Below are 17,480 nucleotides of genomic sequence, written 5' to 3' on the forward strand. Positions count from 1 at the left end.
GCTCTTTCCTTATTCAAACAGGGCTTCAATATCGTTAATCAGCTCGCTGGCGGTGATGGCATCGAGTACGGAGAACTGCGCTTCCTGTGTTGAATTACTCCCCCAGCCATAGCTTTCTGCTTTGCCTTCCCATAGCCACAGCTTGCTTAAGAGTTGCTCGGCGCTAAGTTCGGCTGGCGACATACCAACTGCAAAGCCTTCATCGATTTCCATGATTAACGACCAGCGGCCCAGAGGTTTGATCATCCAGCCGATCCAGCCACCATCCTGCGGTTCACCACGCACCCAACCTTTATTCGCCAGTCCCATGACCCGACCGCTCGGGCATTTTCTGCCTGCCCAGCGGGTCAGTTCACTGGCATTGCGCTCGGCTTCTGTCAGGGCGTAGCTGTTACGGTCGAGCTGGCGGAACGGTGGTAGCAGTTCGTAGTCGGCAAAAAGCTGACCAAAGGCGGCAGCATCCGTTGGTGATATTTCCAGAACGTGAGGAGTGCCGATAGAGATATCGCCTTCCGGCAGGGTGAAAAGATCATCGTCAGCGGTGCTGTAGCTGTTATCTTCTGCTACGCGAAAGCAAGCCAGTAGCTGGTTTTCGGCGCTATAAACGCCCCAAATCAGACGGCGGGTTAAGTGACGAACCAGCGGATGCTCAACCAGGAAGAGCTGGAAGTTTTCCAGCGACCAGCGGCGGCGCAGGCACATGGCGGATTCCAGCCTTGCTACCTGCTGGGTGGCGATGGTACGCGCATCTTTTTTCAGCAATTTGTAGCGGTTAACCGCATCGTTCGCCCGCGTTTCATCATCGCTTTTGTTCGGTTTGGGCAGGTCTTTCAGGCGGCTGCCGGAAACATCACGCACAAACGGTTTTAAGGTTTCATCAAAGCTGACGGTGAACTGCCGTGGGCCAAAATCCAGCAGCAGCGAACCGTTATCATCCAGACCGAGATCCGGTGCTAACCGATCTTCAAGCTCCGCCACCGTGAGTTCGCGGCTCTCGGCAATGTCGGCAATTTTTTCTTTTGCCCGCTCCTGTAATGCTTTGAATTTCAGTTTCTGGGCGATGCCGTTAAGCTGCATAAGGGCGATATCACTACCGATAGCAGCGAGAATATCCAACCCAACGGTGGCGCGTTTATGCTGGGATTCACCAGGCCAGGCGCGTATTAATGGCGTCAGTTTGCGGGCGGTGTCATCGTTACCGAGAACGCCTAACGCAGTGAACGCCCAACTCTCTTTCGACGGCGCGCCAGCGGTCTGCCAGGCGGTAAACAGATCCCAGGCAAATCCCGCCAGTGAGTCGGCGGAACAGACGTCTTTCACCTGCAATAATCCCGGATACAGAGCCTCTTCCTGAGGGAAGCGGAGCATTTCACCGAGGTGGAGGAGGGCGCTATCTGGCAGTGATTGGGCATTTGCTTTTAATACCGGGCGCGTCCAGAGCGATGGCTGATAAAAGGCCGGAAGAGTGGGGATTTTTGTCGGGTGATTATCTAAGGGATCGAGCGCAAGCAGAGCGTTCACCGCATCGGTTACTTCCGGCTGGTTATAACGTCGGGCGATTTCTTGCAGTAATGGCTGATGACCGTTTTCGGTAAGCATACGCAAGGCAGCGCGGGCGTTATCCTGTGCTTCACCGGCTTTGCCGAGCGCCGCAGGCAGCAGGCCGGTAAGGGCATGTTCCGGGTATTTCAACAGCCAGCTACGGGCGTTTTCGCGTAGCGTTTTCAGTTTGTTGAAGGCACGGGCGACGGCAGGAGCCAGCTCACTCGCTGCGAAGTAATTCGTGATGGGCAAGGCTTCTTGTGGATAGCGTGCAAGTGAGTTTACTAACCCAGGTAACCCTTTGAGTCCAAAATGTAACATGGCGTATTCGGTATCGGTATGTGGAGATAGGGTAAGGGCATTCCATGCTTTTACTGCTTTCTCCAGCGGCAATGTTGTCAAAATCCCCAACTGCCAATAATGCCCGGTAGGTGAATGAAACACCTTAAATTCACTTAGTAAGGTTGAATAATCTTCATTTAGCCATGCCTCAACTACCGCTTCGGGAGCTTTAATATATGTACCAGCGATCCGTCGTTGAAAACCCATCCTTGCCAACAGGTTGGTAGTACTTTCTTCATGGCTAACCGTGATGTGTTTTGAATACCAGATATATTTCGCCAAAAGTTGATTACTGATTTCTTCTGTCAGATAACAGATTGGCTCAATGCCTAATGGCGCTAAATCCAGCACCGGAATCGGCGATTTTTTCTTTTTCGAAAGCCAGGGAGGGGAGACTACTACGGCTGGCAGTAGATCGGCGCTGGCATGGTTTGAGGGCTGTGTCAGTTGTTGCTGGCATGATTTCAGTACGGCAACTGCGGGTGTCGAGAGCCAGGGAATGACCTGTTCTGCCAGTGCTGGTTGTGAGATAAGCATTGTCATTAGCATAATGCGCCAACTGTTCTCTTCTTTTTGCCCAAGAAGTTCCGTCAGTGCCGCCATTGCTGCATGTGGGAACGCAGCGCAGGCTTTCGTCATCCGATCGTGACAGCGTTTAGTATGCCCGGCTACACGTATAAGCAGTGTTAATGCGAACGGATGATTGATATGACGCAACACATCGGCGCAGTAGTCACTTGCGGCATAGGGAGCAAATCGGGGCAGGGCTGCAACACCTTGCTCCTGTAATACGGTGGCTGACCATATCGCACCACAATAGTAATCATCAAAAATGGCATATGGCTCGTGATATTTTTCTAATGAGGCAAGAATGTGCTCATCAGTCGCCACTATTTTTAACCACTCAAGCGAGGGTAATTTTTTTTGCCCCAGTAGACGCTGGGCAATTTCATGTGCAATTTCTGGTTTTTCGGGTAATAACAAAGCAATTAATGGTTGCCGCCATTCTGGAATATGTGGAATTGCGGCAATAAGTTTTTGTGCACATTTTTGCCAGAGAGACTCTTCCGCCAGTGATAAATGTTTACGTAGGCGTAATTCAAATCTGGAATATTGCTCCAAGTAGTCAGGTGCAATGCCAGACGGCAGAATAATAATGACATTATTCGCATAATCCCATTTAATATCAATCTGTTGAAGGTGTATTATTACATCAGTAGCATATTCCAGACCGCCTTCCTGGACGATCTGATCCATAACATCCTCACGCACTTTATATCTTGTGCATTTCATTTCAAGTGCCGTGAGTACAGCCATTACTGGTGATGGTAGCTGTGTTGTTTTCAGGCCGTCGATCTGACTGATCGCCTGGGCGACGGTGTTTTGCCATTCTAAAGAACAGGCGCTGAAGTCAAATGTGGCTGTTTTATTATCCCGTTGCGACACACTACAGGCTAAGCGACGTAATTGGGTCAATTTGTCTGCTTGCTGAACAGGAACTCCGGGAAAGCGGCGATGACTTAACGTGGTGTGTACAACTTCGGGCGGAAAAACGACAGCAATATCTTTCGCCAGCCACGGTAAAACAGCATCTGTATTTTTGTCAGGCGCACGGGTTTCTGCTACGAAAGAGGGTTGTTCCTGAATAATGGTGGATAAGTCCGCTACCTTGAGAGAGCCCGTTACCGTTTGGGAAGGTTGCAAAGAATTATCCTTCGCTTGCTCCACATACCCCTTCTTCACCTTCTCCGCAATCAGCTTAAGCTCCGCTTTTGCCACTGCCGCAGCATCTGAAAAACTTTTTATCTGGCTTTGCCCTTTGGTGCCAACTTTTCCCCAACTGATATGCAACTCGTTTCCCTGTTGCTCAACTGCCCAGAATTTATGTGATTTTTCGTCCTGATAGATAAAGTGTCTCATTCTGCATCCCTGTAATTTTATCCAGTTGAATGCAGATGCTACCAGTATTTATGCGGGTTAGAGAGAGACAAAATCGCAAGAAAACAACTTTAGGAATTTATAAAGAAAAGGCGCTGTCGATGCAGCGCCTTAAAGGGGGATTATTTCACCTGATGGCCTGGTTTAGCACCAGCATCCGGGCTTAACAGGAAGATATCTTTCCCGCCAGGACCAGCAGCCATTACCATGCCTTCGGAGATACCAAAGCGCATTTTACGCGGTGCCAGGTTGGCCACCATAATGGTGTGACGCCCGATCAGTGCCTGCGGATCCGGGTAGGCAGAACGAATACCGGAGAAGACATTGCGTTTTTCACCGCCGAGATCCAGTGTCAGGCGCAGCAGTTTGTCAGAACCTTCAACAAACTCTGCGTTTTCGATCAGCGCCACGCGCAGGTCAACTTTTGCGAAGTCGTCAAAGGTGATGGTTTCCTGAATCGGATCATCTGCCAGTGGGCCAGTAACTGGCGCGGCAGCTGCTTTCACTTCTTCTTTAGACGCTTCCACCAGTGCTTCAACCTGCTTCATATCGATGCGGTTATACAGCGCTTTGAACGGATTCACTTTGTGGCCCAGCAGCGGTTGCTGGATACCATCCCAGGTCAGTTCTGTATTGAGGAATGCTTCTGCGCGCTCGGTCAGTTTCGGCAGTACCGGCTTCAGGTAAGTCATCAGCACGCGGAACAGGTTTATGCCCATTGAGCAAATTGCCTGCAGGTCGGCATCGCGGCCTTCCTGTTTTGCCACCACCCACGGAGCCTGCTCGTCGACATAGCGGTTAGCCAGATCAGCCAGCGCCATGATTTCGCGCACTGCTTTACCAAATTCGCGGCTTTCCCACGCTTCACCAATCACTTCAGCGGCATCAGTGAAGGTTTTGTACAACTGCGGGTCAGCCAATTCGCTTGCCAGCACGCCGTCAAAACGCTTGTTGATAAAGCCCGCATTACGAGAGGCCAGGTTAACCACTTTGTTCACGATATCGGCATTCACACGCTGAACGAAATCCTCCAGGTTGAGATCGATATCATCAATGCGCGAAGAGAGTTTCGCAGTGTAGTAGTAACGCAGGCTGTCAGCGTCAAAATGATTCAGCCAGGTGCTGGCTTTAATAAAGGTGCCGCGAGACTTGGACATCTTTGCGCCGTTCACCGTCACATAGCCATGAACAAACAGGTTGGTCGGCTTGCGGAAGTTGCTGCCTTCCAGCATGGCAGGCCAGAACAGGCTGTGGAAGTAAACAATATCTTTACCGATGAAGTGGTACAGCTCGGCGGTGGAGTCTTTCTTCCAGTATTCATCGAAGCTTACGCTGTCGCCGCGCTTGTCGCACAGATTCTTGAAAGAACCCATGTAGCCAATCGGTGCGTCCAGCCAGACGTAGAAATATTTGCCCGGCGCGTTCGGAATTTCAAAACCAAAGTATGGCGCGTCGCGGGAGATATCCCACTGTTGCAGGCCGGATTCAAACCACTCCTGCATTTTATTTGCCACCTGCTCCTGCAACGCACCGCTGCGGGTCCATGCCTGCAACATTTCGCTGAAAGAGGGCAGATCAAAGAAGAAGTGTTCAGAATCACGCATTACCGGCGTAGCGCCAGAAACCACCGATTTCGGCTCGATCAATTCAGTCGGGCTGTAGGTCGCGCCGCAGACTTCGCAGTTATCGCCGTATTGATCCGGGGATTTACATTTCGGGCAGGTGCCTTTCACAAAACGGTCCGGCAGGAACATGCCTTTTTCCGGATCGTACAGCTGAGAGATGGTGCGGTTTTTAATAAAACCGTTCTCTTTCAGGCGAGAGTAGATAAGTTCTGACAACTGGCGGTTCTCTTCGCTGTGCGTCGAGTGATAGTTGTCATAGCTGATGTTAAAGCCTGCGAAATCAGTCTGATGCTCCTGACTCATTTCGCCAATCATCTGCTCCGGGGTGATACCAAGCTGCTGAGCTTTCAGCATGATCGGTGTACCGTGGGCATCGTCGGCGCAGATGAAGTTGACCTCGTGGCCGCGCATTCGCTGGTAACGGACCCAGACATCAGCCTGGATGTGCTCCAGCATATGGCCGAGGTGGATTGAGCCGTTAGCGTACGGCAGTGCGCACGTCACCAGAATTTTCTTCGCGACTTGAGTCATAGTAGGCATTACTTCTTAATAGTGAAAAGGGGTTAGATAGTACCAAATGGGAAAATGTTAAGTAAGTACTTCTCTATATTCTTCAGGTAAACTATCAGCTGATGGTTTATCTATACAAAAAAGGAGTCGGGATGAACGAACAATCCCAGGCCAAATCACCAGAAGCCTTGCGCGCAATGGTCGCCGGGACACTGGCCAATTTTCAGCACCCAACCCTGAAGCATAACCTCACCACGCTGAAAGCGTTGCACCATGTCGCCTGGATGGACGACACGTTGCATGTGGAACTGGTTATGCCATTCGTCTGGCATAGCGCGTTTGAAGAGTTAAAAGAGCAATGTAGCGCCGAACTGCTGCGTATCACCGGGGCGAAAGCTATCGACTGGAAACTGTCGCACAATATCGCCACCTTAAAACGCGTGAAGAATCAGCCGGGTATTAATGGTGTGAAGAACATCATTGCGGTCAGTTCCGGTAAAGGCGGCGTGGGTAAATCCTCCACGGCGGTAAACCTGGCGCTGGCACTGGCGGCGGAAGGGGCGAAAGTCGGCATTCTGGACGCCGATATCTACGGCCCATCAATTCCCACCATGCTGGGCGCAGAAAATCAGCGTCCAACTTCGCCGGACGGTACCCATATGGCACCGATTATGTCTCATGGCCTGGCAACCAATTCAATTGGTTATCTGGTCACTGACGACAATGCGATGGTGTGGCGTGGACCGATGGCGAGCAAGGCGTTAATGCAGATGTTGCAGGAAACCTTGTGGCCGGATCTCGACTATCTGGTGCTTGATATGCCGCCAGGCACCGGTGACATTCAATTGACGCTGGCGCAAAACATTCCAGTAACTGGTGCAGTCGTGGTCACCACCCCGCAGGACATCGCGTTGATCGATGCGAAAAAAGGCATTGTGATGTTCGAGAAAGTCGAGGTTCCGGTGCTTGGTATTGTCGAGAACATGAGTGTGCATATTTGCAGTAACTGTGGTCACCATGAACCGATTTTCGGTACCGGTGGTGCAGAGAAACTGGCTGAAAAATACCACACACAGCTGCTGGGGCAGATGCCGTTACACATCTCCTTACGTGAGGATCTCGATAAAGGCACGCCAACGGTTATCAGCCGTCCGGAGAGCGAATTTACCGCTATCTACCGCCAGCTGGCTGACCGCGTTGCAGCTCAGCTCTACTGGCAGGGTGAAGTCATTCCAGGCGAGATTTCCTTCCGCGCGGTCTAACGCCTATTAACCATTCTGGTTATTCTTCATACACCGCAGAGATGTTACATTGATGCGGTGTATTAGTTTTTGCCGCATTAATGAACACTTATTTAATACTGCGAATATTCTGCGGACCTTCGTCCGAAACTCTATAAAGTCGATTGATCGTACAGGCAATGCTTCATTATCATCCTTCGTGGCTGTGTAGTGGATGTACAGCTATAGTTTGTTATGCACTCATTCTATCCAGGCATAACCTTTACTACAGGGATAACGTTCAATGAATAAGTACTGGCTGTCAGGAATTATTTTTCTTGCCTATGGATTGGCTTCTCCCGCATTCTCTTCAGAGACTGCCACATTAACGATTAATGGCAGGATCAGTCCCCCAACATGCAGTATGGCTATGGTTAATAGTCAACCACAACAGCATTGTGGTCAGTTAACGTATAATGTTGACACCCGTCATCAGGTTTCTTCGCCCGTCAAAGGTGTTACGACAGAAGTGGTTGTTGCAGGTAGCGATAGCAAACGTCGAATCGTGTTAAATCGCTACGATTAATTTGGCAACCTGATTTTAATTGCATTTAGAAAGCCGAAATCATTTATATAAATGATTTCGGCTTTTTTATTGATATCAACAATACCATTTACATAAATCTACATTAATTAATAGATGCGATAAATATTTAATACTCTTAAGTATTTGTTGTATTTATATTGCATTGGTTAATTTGTTTTAAATCAATAAAACAATATGTTTACATTGCGGCAACTTTTTTGATGTGAGAAATTTGTTTCCAAGAGATACAGACTCTTAACAACCAAAAATAAATTTTATTAAGGAACATATTATGAAACGTTCAATTATTGCTGCCGCTGTCTTTTCTTCTTTTTTTATGAGCGCTGGAGTATTTGCTGCAGACGTTGATACCGGAACATTAACCATTAAAGGAAATATTGCAGAATCTCCGTGTAAATTCGAAGCGGGTGGTGATTCAGTAAGTATTAATATGCCGACTGTACCAACCACTGTCTTTGAAGGTAAAGCTAAATATTCTACCTATGATGATGCAGTCGGTGTAACCAGCAGCATGTTAAAAATTAGCTGCCCGAAAGAAGTTGCTGGTGTAAAACTCTCGTTGATTACCAACGACAAAATAACCGGCAACGATAAGGCGATAGCCAGTAGCAACGATACCGTGGGTTACTATCTCTATTTAGGTGATAACAGCGATGTCCTGGATGTTTCTGCACCTTTTAATATTGAGAGTTATAAAACAGCGGAAGGTCAATATGCTATTCCGTTTAAAGCAAAATACCTGAAACTAACAGATAACTCAGTGCAATCAGGTGATGTGTTATCTTCTCTGGTTATGCGTGTGGCGCAGGATTAATAAATAAAATTGCAAGTTTCTCCAGGTAATAAACATGGCCGCTATCCCATGGCGGCCTTTTAATTTAAGAGGCATTAAAATGAAAGGATTATTATCTTTACTCATTTTTTCTATGGTCCTTCCTGCACATGCCGGAATTGTTATCTACGGGACGCGCATTATTTACCCGGCAGAAAATAAAGAAGTTATGGTGCAGTTGATGAACCAGGGAAATCGTTCTTCGCTGCTGCAGGCGTGGATTGATGATGGCGATACGTCGTTACCACCAGAAAAAATTCAGGTTCCTTTCATGTTAACGCCACCAGTTGCAAAAATAGGGGCAAATTCCGGGCAGCAAGTAAAAATCAAAATTATGCCGAATAAACTGCCCACTAATAAAGAAAGCATTTTTTATCTGAATGTTCTGGATATTCCACCAAATAGTCCAGAACAAGAAGGTAAGAATGCACTGAAGTTTGCGATGCAAAACAGAATCAAATTGTTTTACCGGCCGGCGGGTATTGCTCCGGTAAATAAAGCGACCTTTAAAAAGTTACTGGTAAATCGCAGTGGCAATGGATTGGTGATAAAAAATGACTCAGCTAATTGGGTGACGATTTCGGATGTCAAAGCTAATAATGTCAAAGTCAATTATGAAACTATAATGATTGCCCCCTTAGAAAGTCAGAGTGTTAATGTCAAAAGTAATAATGCAAATAACTGGTATCTGACCATTATCGATGACCACGGCAACTATATTAGTGACAAAATTTAATTGCAGGAGCTGCCTATGTTGAGAATGACCCCACTTGCATCAGCAATCGTAGCGTTATTGCTCGGCATTGAAGCTTATGCAGCTGAAGAAACCTTTGATACCCATTTTATGATAGGTGGAATGAAAGACCAGCAGGTTGCAAATATTCGTCTTGATGATAATCAACCCTTACCGGGGCAGTATGACATTGATATTTATGTCAATAAGCAATGGCGCGGGAAATATGAGATTATTGTTAAAGACAACCCGCAAGAAACATGTTTATCAAGAGAAGTTATCAAGCGGTTAGGCATTAATAGCGATAACTTCGCCAGCGGTAAGCAATGTTTAACATTTGAGCAACTTGTTCAGGGTGGGAGCTATACCTGGGATATCGGGGTTTTTCGTCTCGATTTCAGTGTCCCGCAGGCCTGGGTGGAAGAACTGGAAAGTGGCTATGTTCCACCGGAAAACTGGGAGCGGGGTATTAATGCGTTTTATACCTCTTATTATGTGAGTCAGTATTACAGTGACTATAAAGCGTCGGGTAATAGTAAGAGTACATATGTACGTTTTAACAGCGGGTTAAATTTACTGGGGTGGCAACTGCATTCTGATGCCAGTTTCAGTAAAACAAATAACAATCCAGGGGTGTGGAAAAGCAATACCCTGTATCTGGAACGTGGATTTGCCCAACTTCTCGGCACGCTTCGCGTGGGTGATATGTACACATCAAGCGATATTTTTGATTCTGTTCGCTTCAGAGGTGTGCGGTTGTTTCGTGATATGCAGATGTTGCCTAACTCGAAACAAAATTTTACGCCACGGGTGCAGGGGATTGCTCAGAGTAACGCGCTGGTAACTATTGAACAGAATGGTTTTGTGGTTTATCAGAAAGAGGTTCCTCCTGGCCCGTTTGCGATTACAGATTTGCAGTTGGCCGGTGGTGGAGCAGATCTTGATGTCAGCGTGAAAGAGGCGGACGGTTCGGTAACCACCTATCTGGTGCCTTATGCAGCGGTGCTAAATATGCTGCAACCCGGCGTGTCGAAATATGATTTTGCGGCGGGTCGTAGCCATATTGAAGGGGCGAGCAAACATAGTGATTTTGTCCAGGCGGGTTATCAGTATGGTTTTAATAACTTATTGACGTTGTATGGTGGCTCGATGGTTGCGAATAATTATTACGCGTTCACTCTGGGGACTGGCTGGAATACACGCATTGGTGCCATTTCCGTCGATGCCACGAAGTCGCATAGTAAACAAGACAACGGCGATGTGTTTGACGGGCAAAGTTATCAAATTGCCTACAACAAATTTGTGAGCCAAACGTCGACGCGTTTTGGTCTGGCGGCCTGGCGTTATTCGTCGCGTGATTACCGGACATTTAACGATCACGTTTGGGCAAACAATAAAGATAATTATCGCCGTGATGAAAACGATGTCTATGACATTGCCGATTATTACCAGAATGATTTTGGTCGCAAAAATAGCTTTTCCGCCAATATGAGCCAGTCATTGCCAGAAGGTTGGGGGTCTGTGTCATTAAGTACGTTATGGCGAGATTACTGGGGGCGTAGCGGCAGTAGTAAGGATTATCAGTTGAGTTATTCCAACAACCTGCGACGGATAAGCTATACCCTCGCGGCAAGCCAGGCTTATGACGAGAATCATCATGAAGAGAAACGTTTTAATATTTTTATATCGATTCCCTTTGATTGGGGTGATGACGTTTCGACGCCTCGTCGGCAAATATATATGTCTAACTCAACGACGTTTGATGATCAGGGGTTTGCCTCAAATAATACGGGATTATCAGGAACAGTAGGGAGTCGGGATCAGTTCAATTATGGTGTCAACCTGAGTCATCAACATCAGGGAAATGAAACGACAGCTGGAGCGAATTTAACCTGGAACGCGCCGGTGGCAACAGTGAATGGCAGTTATAGTCAGTCGAGTACTTATCGACAGGCTGGAGCCAGTGTTTCAGGGGGCATTGTCGCCTGGTCGGGTGGCGTTAATCTGGCGAACCGTCTTTCCGAAACGTTTGCTGTGATGAATGCGCCAGGAATTAAAGATGCTTATGTCAATGGGCAAAAATATCGCACAACAAACCGTAATGGAGTGGTGGTATACGACGGAATGACACCTTATCGGGAAAATCACCTGATGCTGGATGTGTCGCAAAGCGATAGCGAAGCAGAATTACGTGGCAACCGGAAAATTGCCGCACCTTATCGCGGCGCGGTTGTACTGGTTAATTTTGATACCGATCAGCGCAAGCCCTGGTTTATAAAAGCGTTAAGAGCGGATGGGCAACCATTAACGTTTGGTTATGAAGTCAATGATATCCACGGTCATAATATTGGCGTTGTCGGCCAGGGAAGCCAGTTATTTATTCGCACCAATGAAATACCGCCATCGGTTAATGTAGCAATTGATAAGCAACAAGGACTTTCATGCACAATCACCTTCGGTAAAGAGATTGATGAAAGTAGAAATTATATTTGCCAGTAATAGTCAGGTGGTTATGAATATTCGTATAATGTTATTTATAGTAATGATGATGGTTATGCCTGTGAGCTATGCGGCATGTTATAGTGAGTTATCTGTTCAGCACAATTTGGTTGTTCAGGGGGATTTTGCACTTACTCAAACACAAATGGCGACATATGAGCATAATTTTAATGATTCGTCATGCGTGAGTACAAATACTATCACCCCTATGAGCCCGTCGGATATTATTGTTGGACTTTATAACGATACCATTAAATTAAATTTACATTTTGAATGGACCAATAAAAACAACATCACGTTATCAAATAATCAGACCAGTTTCACCAGTGGTTATTCGGTAACGGTGACACCTGCGGCCAGTAATGCAAAAGTGAATGTTTCTGCGGGGGGCGGCGGTTCAGTGATGATTAATGGAGTTGCGACATTATCCAGTGCTTCATCATCGACACGCGGGAGTGCCGCAGTACAATTTCTACTGTGTTTATTAGGTGGCAAGTCATGGGATGCATGTGTAAATAGCTACAGAAATGCATTGGCACAAAATGCAGGTGTCTATTCCTTTAATCTGACATTGTCATACAACCCGATAACCACAACCTGCAAACCGGACGATTTATTAATTACTTTAGACAGTATTCCCGTTTCACAATTACCAGCCACAGGTAACAAAGCAACAATAAATAGTAAACAAGGGGATATTATTCTGCGTTGTAAAAATTTATTAGGTCAACAAAATCAAACATCACGGAAAATGCAGGTGTATTTATCAAGTTCTGACTTGTTAACCAACAGCAACACAATACTGAAAGGTGCGGAAGATAATGGCGTAGGATTTATTCTTGAAAGTAATGGTTCGTCAGTCACACTTTTAAATATCACTAACAGCAGTAAAGGATACACAAATTTAAAAGAAATTGCGGCAAAGTCAAAACTTACAGATACAACGGTTTCAATTCCGATAACTGCCAGTTACTACGTCTACGATACAAACAAAGTTAAATCTGGCGCACTGGAGGCAACCGCATTAATCAACGTGAAATACGACTAATAACAAGCAAGACGAGCAAGTGGCTAATAATAAAAAATAACAAGGTGTCTGCATTTCCCCCTCATGATGAGGGGGCTTTTTTTAGCGATGATAAAAAATCTCACCGTCGTAGGCTTTAATGATTTTACCGTCGGTGTCGCTGATCAACACGTACGCGCCACCCATATAGGTCCAGTGCGTCCCGGCATCAGGCGCGGGCAGGTTACGTAACTGCCACTGCTTAATGTTGTACTCATCGGTGCGGTACATCTCTGGGACGGTATCACCTGGTTTGAAATGCTTAAAGTCAGCAATGAAACTACTTAACTCATACTTAGAAATTCCCGAGGTATTGGTCGAACCCGCGGTGGCTGGTGCGGCCCAGGCGGCACTGGTAACCAGCAAAAGCACACCCAGCAACATCTTATTTTTAATGGTCATAAACTCTCCACTTTGGGGATCTGTAATATCAGTCGCATATCTTTCCTGCCATACAATATAACTGACAAGCGATATTTTGTTAGTGATCCCATGATTTCGTAAAAAGTGTAAATGAAAGGATGCCCTAAAAGCATCCTTAGCGAGCAGAGAGTCAGCGGAAATAGCTGATTTAAGAATCATCCTGGGCTGAAGATAACATGCAAGCCTAAAGGATTGAGTTATCGCATTATGCCCATGAAGCCATGTACGCCCATATACACACCGACTAAGCCAATCAACAGACTGGAAAAATAGGGGGCGCGTTTAGCGAGAGTGTTAAATCCGCTCCAGCGTTTTGCGACCTGCTGAACGCTGATTGCTGCGCCAACGCCTACGGTGACAAGCGTTAACGCCAGGCCAATGCTGAAACTGACGACCAGTGTTGCGCCCAGTGTCAGGGCTTTCAACTGAATGCAAATCAACAGCACGGTAATTGCTGCCGGACAGGGGATAAGACCACCTGTTAAGCCAAATAACAAAATTTGCCAGTTGGTGACCTCTCTACCATCAAAGCGTCGTTTAATATCATTGGCATGGGCTCGTGCATGGGCATCCTGATACTCGCCATGTTCGTGATGGTGATGATGTCCATGGTCGTGGTGATCTTCGTGATCGTGGTGATGATGTTCATGATCATACTCGTGCATATTCTCCAGCCAGTTGCGTTCGCCGCGCCAGGTACGCCAGAACATCCAGAACGCGGTGCCAATAATGATCACTGCGGAAATCAGCTGGAGCCACGGTTCTGCTGATTGAGCAGTAAAGCGCTTGCTGATCACCATCCCGCCAAAGGCAATTAACCAGACCACTGCGGTATGCGAAATAGTTGCTGCCAGTCCGAGCATCACCGCCTGTTTAATGGTGCCTTTGATGGCGATGATAAACGCCGCCATCATCGTTTTTGAGTGCCCTGGTTCCAGGCCATGAAGCGCACCAAGTAAGATGGCGCTGGGGATGAAGAACCAGGCGTTTCCTTGCTGAAGAAGAGTTGTAAATTCGGTCATGATAATAATTCTTAGTATTAATTCGGCAATCTGATTCTACTCCCCCCCAGTACCTGATACTACCCCCCAGTAGATTAATAGTGCTATGATTTTTCATATTCTTGTTAACCAGGTGTTGCCATGTCTCATACAATCCGTGATAAACAGAAACTGAAAGCGCGTGCCAGTAAGATTCAGGGCCAGGTCGTGGCGCTCAAGAAAATGCTCGACGAGCCGCACGAATGCGCTGCAGTTTTACAACAGATTGCTGCTATCCGTGGCGCGGTAAACGGTCTGATGCGGGAAGTGATTAAAGGTCATCTGACGGAACACATCGTTCACCAGGGGGATGAGCTAAAACGTGAAGAAGATCTGGATGTCGTTCTGAAGGTGCTGGATTCATATATCAAATAATTTATTAACGCGATTGTAAAACTGCCGTTTTTCCTCGTTTACAACGCGTGCGCTGGACATTACCATCCTCCTCTGCGATTTATCATCGCAACCAAACGACTCGGGGTGCCCTTCTGCGTGAAGGCTGAGAAATACCCGTATCACCTGATCTGGATAATGCCAGCGTAGGGAAGTCACGGACCACCAGGTCATTGCTTCTTCACGTTATGGCAGGAGCAAACTATGCAAGTCGACCTGCTGAGTTCAGCGCAATCTGCGCACGCGTTACACCTTTTTCACCAACATTCCCCTCTTGTGCACTGCATGACCAACGATGTGGTGCAAACCTTTACTGCCAATACCTTGCTGGCGCTCGGTGCATCGCCAGCGATGGTTATCGAAACCGAAGAGGCCAGTCAGTTTGCGGCTATCGCCAGTGCCTTGTTGATTAACGTTGGCACACTGACGCAGCCACGCGCTCAGGCGATGCGTGCTGCCGTTGAGCAAGCAAAAAGCTCTCAAACACCCTGGACGCTTGATCCAGTAGCGGTTGGTGCGCTCGATTATCGCCGCCATTTTTGTCATGAACTTTTATCTTTTAAACCGGCAGCGATACGTGGTAATGCTTCGGAAATCATGGCATTAGCTGGCATTGCTAATGGTGGACGGGGAGTGGATACCACTGACGCCGCAGCTAACGCGATACCCGCTGCACAAACACTGGCACGGGAAACTGGCGCAATCGTCGTGGTCACTGGCGAGGTGGATTATGTTACCGATGGCCATCGCGCCGTTGGCATTCACGGTGGCGATCCGTTAATGACCAAAGTGGTAGGAACTGGCTGTGCATTATCGGCGGTTGTCGCTGCCTGCTGTGCGTTACCAGGCGATACGCTGGAAAATGTCGCATCTGCCTGTCACTGGATGAAACAAGCCGGAGAGCGCGCAGTCGCCAGAAGCGAGGGGCCAGGCAGTTTTGTTCCACATTTCCTTGATGCGCTCTGGCAATTGACGCAGGAGGTGCAGGCATGAAACGAATTAACGCTCTGACGATTGCCGGTACTGATCCGAGTGGTGGTGCGGGGATTCAGGCCGATCTTAAAACCTTCTCGGCACTTGGCGCTTATGGTTGCTCAGTTATTACTGCACTGGTGGCGCAAAATACCCGTGGCGTACAGTCGGTGTATCGCATTGAGCCTGATTTTGTCGCCGCCCAGCTCGATTCGGTGTTCAGCGATGTGCGAATCGACACCACTAAAATCGGTATGTTGGCGGAAACCGATATTGTTGAAGCGGTGGCAGAACGGTTGCAACGTTATCAGATCCAAAACGTGGTACTCGACACCGTTATGCTGGCAAAAAGCGGCGACCCGCTGCTTTCACCTTCGGCGGTTGCTACGCTGCGCAGTCGATTATTGCCACAGGTTTCATTAATAACGCCAAACTTGCCCGAAGCTGCCGCCTTGCTCGACGCGCCACACGCGCGCACCGAACAGGAAATGCTGGAACAAGGGCGATCGCTGTTGGCGATGGGCTGTGGCGCAGTGCTAATGAAAGGTGGTCATCTGGATGATGAGCAAAGCCCGGACTGGCTGTTTACCCGCGAGGGTGAACAACGGTTTACCGCACCGCGCATTATGACCAAAAACACCCACGGCACTGGTTGTACGCTCTCTGCGGCGTTGGCTGCACTACGCCCGCGCCATACAAACTGGGCTGACACCGTACAGGAGGCAAAAAGCTGGCTTTCATCAGCATTAGCCCAGGCCGACACGCTGGAAGTTGGTCACGGTATTGGTCCGGTTCACCACTTCCACGCCTGGTGGTGAGCACCGTACTATAGCTGCTTTGGTTATTGTCAGCCTTTGGCACTGACATTCAGGGATGAAACCAATGCAGCTAAGAATTACCAGTCGAAAAAAACTCACCTCTCTATTATGCGCTCTTGGGCTAATTTCCATCGTTGCAATTTATCCGCGTCAGACGGTGAATTTTTTCTATTCGACAGCAGTTCAGATTACAGACTACATCCATTTCTACGGTTATCGCCCGGTTAAATCTTTCGCTATTCGCATTCCTGCCAGTTACACCATTCACGGAATAGATGTTTCTCGCTGGCAGGAGCGGATCGACTGGCAGCGGGTGGCAAAAATGCGCGACAACGGTATCCGCTTACAGTTTGCTTTTATTAAGGCGACGGAAGGCGAAAAGCTGGTGGACCCGTATTTTTCGCGTAACTGGCAACTAAGCCGCGAAAATGGCCTGCTGCGCGGGGCGTATCATTATTTCTCCCCGTCGGTAGCAGCGCCGGTTCAGGCACGATTATTTCTGCAAACGGTGGATTTCTCACAAGGCGATTTCCCTGCGGTACTGGACGTAGAAGAACGGGGAAAATTATCGGCAAAAGAATTACGCAAACGAGTAAGTCAGTGGCTAAAAATGGTCGAAAAAAGTACGGGAAAAAAGCCGATTATTTACTCAGGAGCCGTTTTTTATCACACCAATCTGGCGGGCTATTTCAATGAATATCCGTGGTGGGTGGCTCACTATTATCAACGTCGTCCGGACAATGACGGCATGGCCTGGCGCTTCTGGCAGCATTCCGACCGTGGACAGGTAGATGGCATCAATGGTCCGGTGGATTTTAATGTATTTCATGGCACGGTGGAGGAGTTGCAGGCATTCGTTGATGGGATTAAAGAAACGCCTTAAATAAGAAGCAGTGATATACTCCCACCAGACTCCTCGG

14 protein-coding genes and 1 riboswitch are annotated in these 17,480 nt (G+C 47.8%); of the genes, 10 read left to right on the forward strand and 4 right to left on the reverse strand.

What is annotated here, in order from left to right; translation table 11 throughout:
* Positions 1 to 9 precede the first annotated feature (9 nt).
* Both FTE26_RS13560 and metG read right to left on the reverse strand, forming a co-directional pair.
* Positions 10 to 3,804, reverse strand: a complete 3,795-nt coding sequence (locus tag FTE26_RS13560) for a DUF4132 domain-containing protein (RefSeq protein ID WP_046464103.1) — start codon at positions 3,802 to 3,804, stop codon at positions 10 to 12.
* A gap of 140 nt (positions 3,805 to 3,944) precedes the next feature.
* Positions 3,945 to 5,978, reverse strand: coding sequence for a methionine--tRNA ligase (gene metG, locus FTE26_RS13565; RefSeq protein WP_001295427.1), 2,034 nt, complete (start codon positions 5,976 to 5,978; stop codon positions 3,945 to 3,947).
* A gap of 131 nt (positions 5,979 to 6,109) precedes the next feature.
* On the opposite strand from metG, the gene apbC reads away from it, so the two are divergent.
* From apbC to FTE26_RS13595, 6 genes are all read left to right on the forward strand, one after another.
* Positions 6,110 to 7,219 (forward strand): iron-sulfur cluster carrier protein ApbC, encoded by a 1,110-nt coding sequence (gene apbC, locus FTE26_RS13570; RefSeq protein ID WP_001005448.1) that lies wholly within the window; start codon positions 6,110 to 6,112, stop codon positions 7,217 to 7,219.
* Between the two features lie 262 nt (positions 7,220 to 7,481).
* Complete coding sequence (locus tag FTE26_RS13575; RefSeq protein WP_001307891.1) at positions 7,482 to 7,763, forward strand: YehE family protein; 282 nt, start codon at positions 7,482 to 7,484, stop codon at positions 7,761 to 7,763.
* 292 nt (positions 7,764 to 8,055) lie between these two features.
* On the forward strand, positions 8,056 to 8,598 hold the full coding sequence (locus tag FTE26_RS13580; RefSeq protein WP_000830468.1) for a fimbrial protein: 543 nt from the start codon (positions 8,056 to 8,058) through the stop codon (positions 8,596 to 8,598).
* A gap of 79 nt (positions 8,599 to 8,677) precedes the next feature.
* Entirely contained in the window at positions 8,678 to 9,352 is a 675-nt protein-coding gene (locus FTE26_RS13585; protein ID WP_000677395.1) for a fimbria/pilus periplasmic chaperone, read from the forward strand.
* A gap of 15 nt (positions 9,353 to 9,367) precedes the next feature.
* Positions 9,368 to 11,848 (forward strand): fimbrial biogenesis outer membrane usher protein, encoded by a 2,481-nt coding sequence (locus FTE26_RS13590; RefSeq protein WP_063611721.1) that lies wholly within the window; start codon positions 9,368 to 9,370, stop codon positions 11,846 to 11,848.
* 13 nt (positions 11,849 to 11,861) lie between these two features.
* Positions 11,862 to 12,896: a putative fimbrial-like adhesin protein gene (locus FTE26_RS13595; RefSeq protein ID WP_001026151.1), complete on the forward strand. Its 1,035-nt coding sequence runs from the start codon at positions 11,862 to 11,864 to the stop codon at positions 12,894 to 12,896.
* A gap of 81 nt (positions 12,897 to 12,977) precedes the next feature.
* On the opposite strand, the gene rcnB is transcribed toward FTE26_RS13595, so the two are convergent.
* Together rcnB and rcnA are read right to left on the reverse strand one after the other, a co-directional pair.
* Positions 12,978 to 13,316 (reverse strand): Ni(II)/Co(II) efflux transporter accessory subunit RcnB, encoded by a 339-nt coding sequence (gene rcnB, locus FTE26_RS13600; protein ID WP_000153074.1) that lies wholly within the window; start codon positions 13,314 to 13,316, stop codon positions 12,978 to 12,980.
* A gap of 218 nt (positions 13,317 to 13,534) precedes the next feature.
* A complete protein-coding gene (gene rcnA / locus FTE26_RS13605; protein ID WP_000134576.1) occupies positions 13,535 to 14,359 on the reverse strand; it encodes a nickel/cobalt efflux protein RcnA in 825 nt (274 codons plus the stop codon).
* Between the two features lie 120 nt (positions 14,360 to 14,479).
* Here rcnA and rcnR point away from each other — a divergent pair, with 120 nt between their 5' ends.
* The 4 genes from rcnR to FTE26_RS13625 all read left to right on the forward strand — a co-directional run bounded on the left by rcnR (position 14,480) and on the right by FTE26_RS13625 (position 17,443).
* Positions 14,480 to 14,752, forward strand: a complete 273-nt coding sequence (gene rcnR / locus FTE26_RS13610) for a Ni(II)/Co(II)-binding transcriptional repressor RcnR (RefSeq protein ID WP_000019944.1) — start codon at positions 14,480 to 14,482, stop codon at positions 14,750 to 14,752.
* Between the two features lie 91 nt (positions 14,753 to 14,843).
* Positions 14,844 to 14,940, forward strand: a riboswitch (TPP riboswitch).
* Between the two features lie 34 nt (positions 14,941 to 14,974).
* Complete coding sequence (gene thiM / locus FTE26_RS13615; protein WP_001195605.1) at positions 14,975 to 15,763, forward strand: hydroxyethylthiazole kinase; 789 nt, start codon at positions 14,975 to 14,977, stop codon at positions 15,761 to 15,763.
* On the forward strand, positions 15,760 to 16,560 hold the full coding sequence (gene thiD, locus FTE26_RS13620) for a bifunctional hydroxymethylpyrimidine kinase/phosphomethylpyrimidine kinase (RefSeq protein WP_000822274.1): 801 nt from the start codon (positions 15,760 to 15,762) through the stop codon (positions 16,558 to 16,560). Before thiM ends, thiD begins: the two co-directional genes overlap by 4 nt.
* Before the next feature lie 64 nt (positions 16,561 to 16,624).
* Positions 16,625 to 17,443 carry a glycoside hydrolase family 25 protein gene (locus FTE26_RS13625; protein WP_001297420.1) on the forward strand — a complete coding sequence of 273 codons (819 nt, stop codon included), beginning with the start codon at positions 16,625 to 16,627 and terminating at the stop codon, positions 17,441 to 17,443.
* The last annotated feature ends 37 nt before the right edge of the window (positions 17,444 to 17,480 follow it).

Source organism: Escherichia sp. S10b (assembly GCF_028421345.1).
In the GTDB taxonomy this organism is placed as follows: Bacteria; Pseudomonadota; Gammaproteobacteria; order Enterobacterales; family Enterobacteriaceae; genus ECMA0423.

Coding starts and splice junctions, on each gene's coding strand:
- FTE26_RS13625 (WP_001297420.1), top strand. CDS start 16,625: ATGCAGCTAAGAATTACCAGTCGAAAAAAACTCACCTCTCTATTATGC.
- rcnB (WP_000153074.1), bottom strand. CDS start 13,316: ATGACCATTAAAAATAAGATGTTGCTGGGTGTGCTTTTGCTGGTTACC.
- FTE26_RS13590 (WP_063611721.1), top strand. CDS start 9,368: ATGTTGAGAATGACCCCACTTGCATCAGCAATCGTAGCGTTATTGCTC.
- FTE26_RS13575 (WP_001307891.1), top strand. CDS start 7,482: ATGAATAAGTACTGGCTGTCAGGAATTATTTTTCTTGCCTATGGATTG.
- rcnR (WP_000019944.1), top strand. CDS start 14,480: ATGTCTCATACAATCCGTGATAAACAGAAACTGAAAGCGCGTGCCAGT.
- FTE26_RS13580 (WP_000830468.1), top strand. CDS start 8,056: ATGAAACGTTCAATTATTGCTGCCGCTGTCTTTTCTTCTTTTTTTATG.
- FTE26_RS13585 (WP_000677395.1), top strand. CDS start 8,678: ATGAAAGGATTATTATCTTTACTCATTTTTTCTATGGTCCTTCCTGCA.
- thiD (WP_000822274.1), top strand. CDS start 15,760: ATGAAACGAATTAACGCTCTGACGATTGCCGGTACTGATCCGAGTGGT.
- FTE26_RS13560 (WP_046464103.1), bottom strand. CDS start 3,804: ATGAGACACTTTATCTATCAGGACGAAAAATCACATAAATTCTGGGCA.
- metG (WP_001295427.1), bottom strand. CDS start 5,978: ATGACTCAAGTCGCGAAGAAAATTCTGGTGACGTGCGCACTGCCGTAC.
- thiM (WP_001195605.1), top strand. CDS start 14,975: ATGCAAGTCGACCTGCTGAGTTCAGCGCAATCTGCGCACGCGTTACAC.
- FTE26_RS13595 (WP_001026151.1), top strand. CDS start 11,862: ATGAATATTCGTATAATGTTATTTATAGTAATGATGATGGTTATGCCT.
- apbC (WP_001005448.1), top strand. CDS start 6,110: ATGAACGAACAATCCCAGGCCAAATCACCAGAAGCCTTGCGCGCAATG.
- rcnA (WP_000134576.1), bottom strand. CDS start 14,359: ATGACCGAATTTACAACTCTTCTTCAGCAAGGAAACGCCTGGTTCTTC.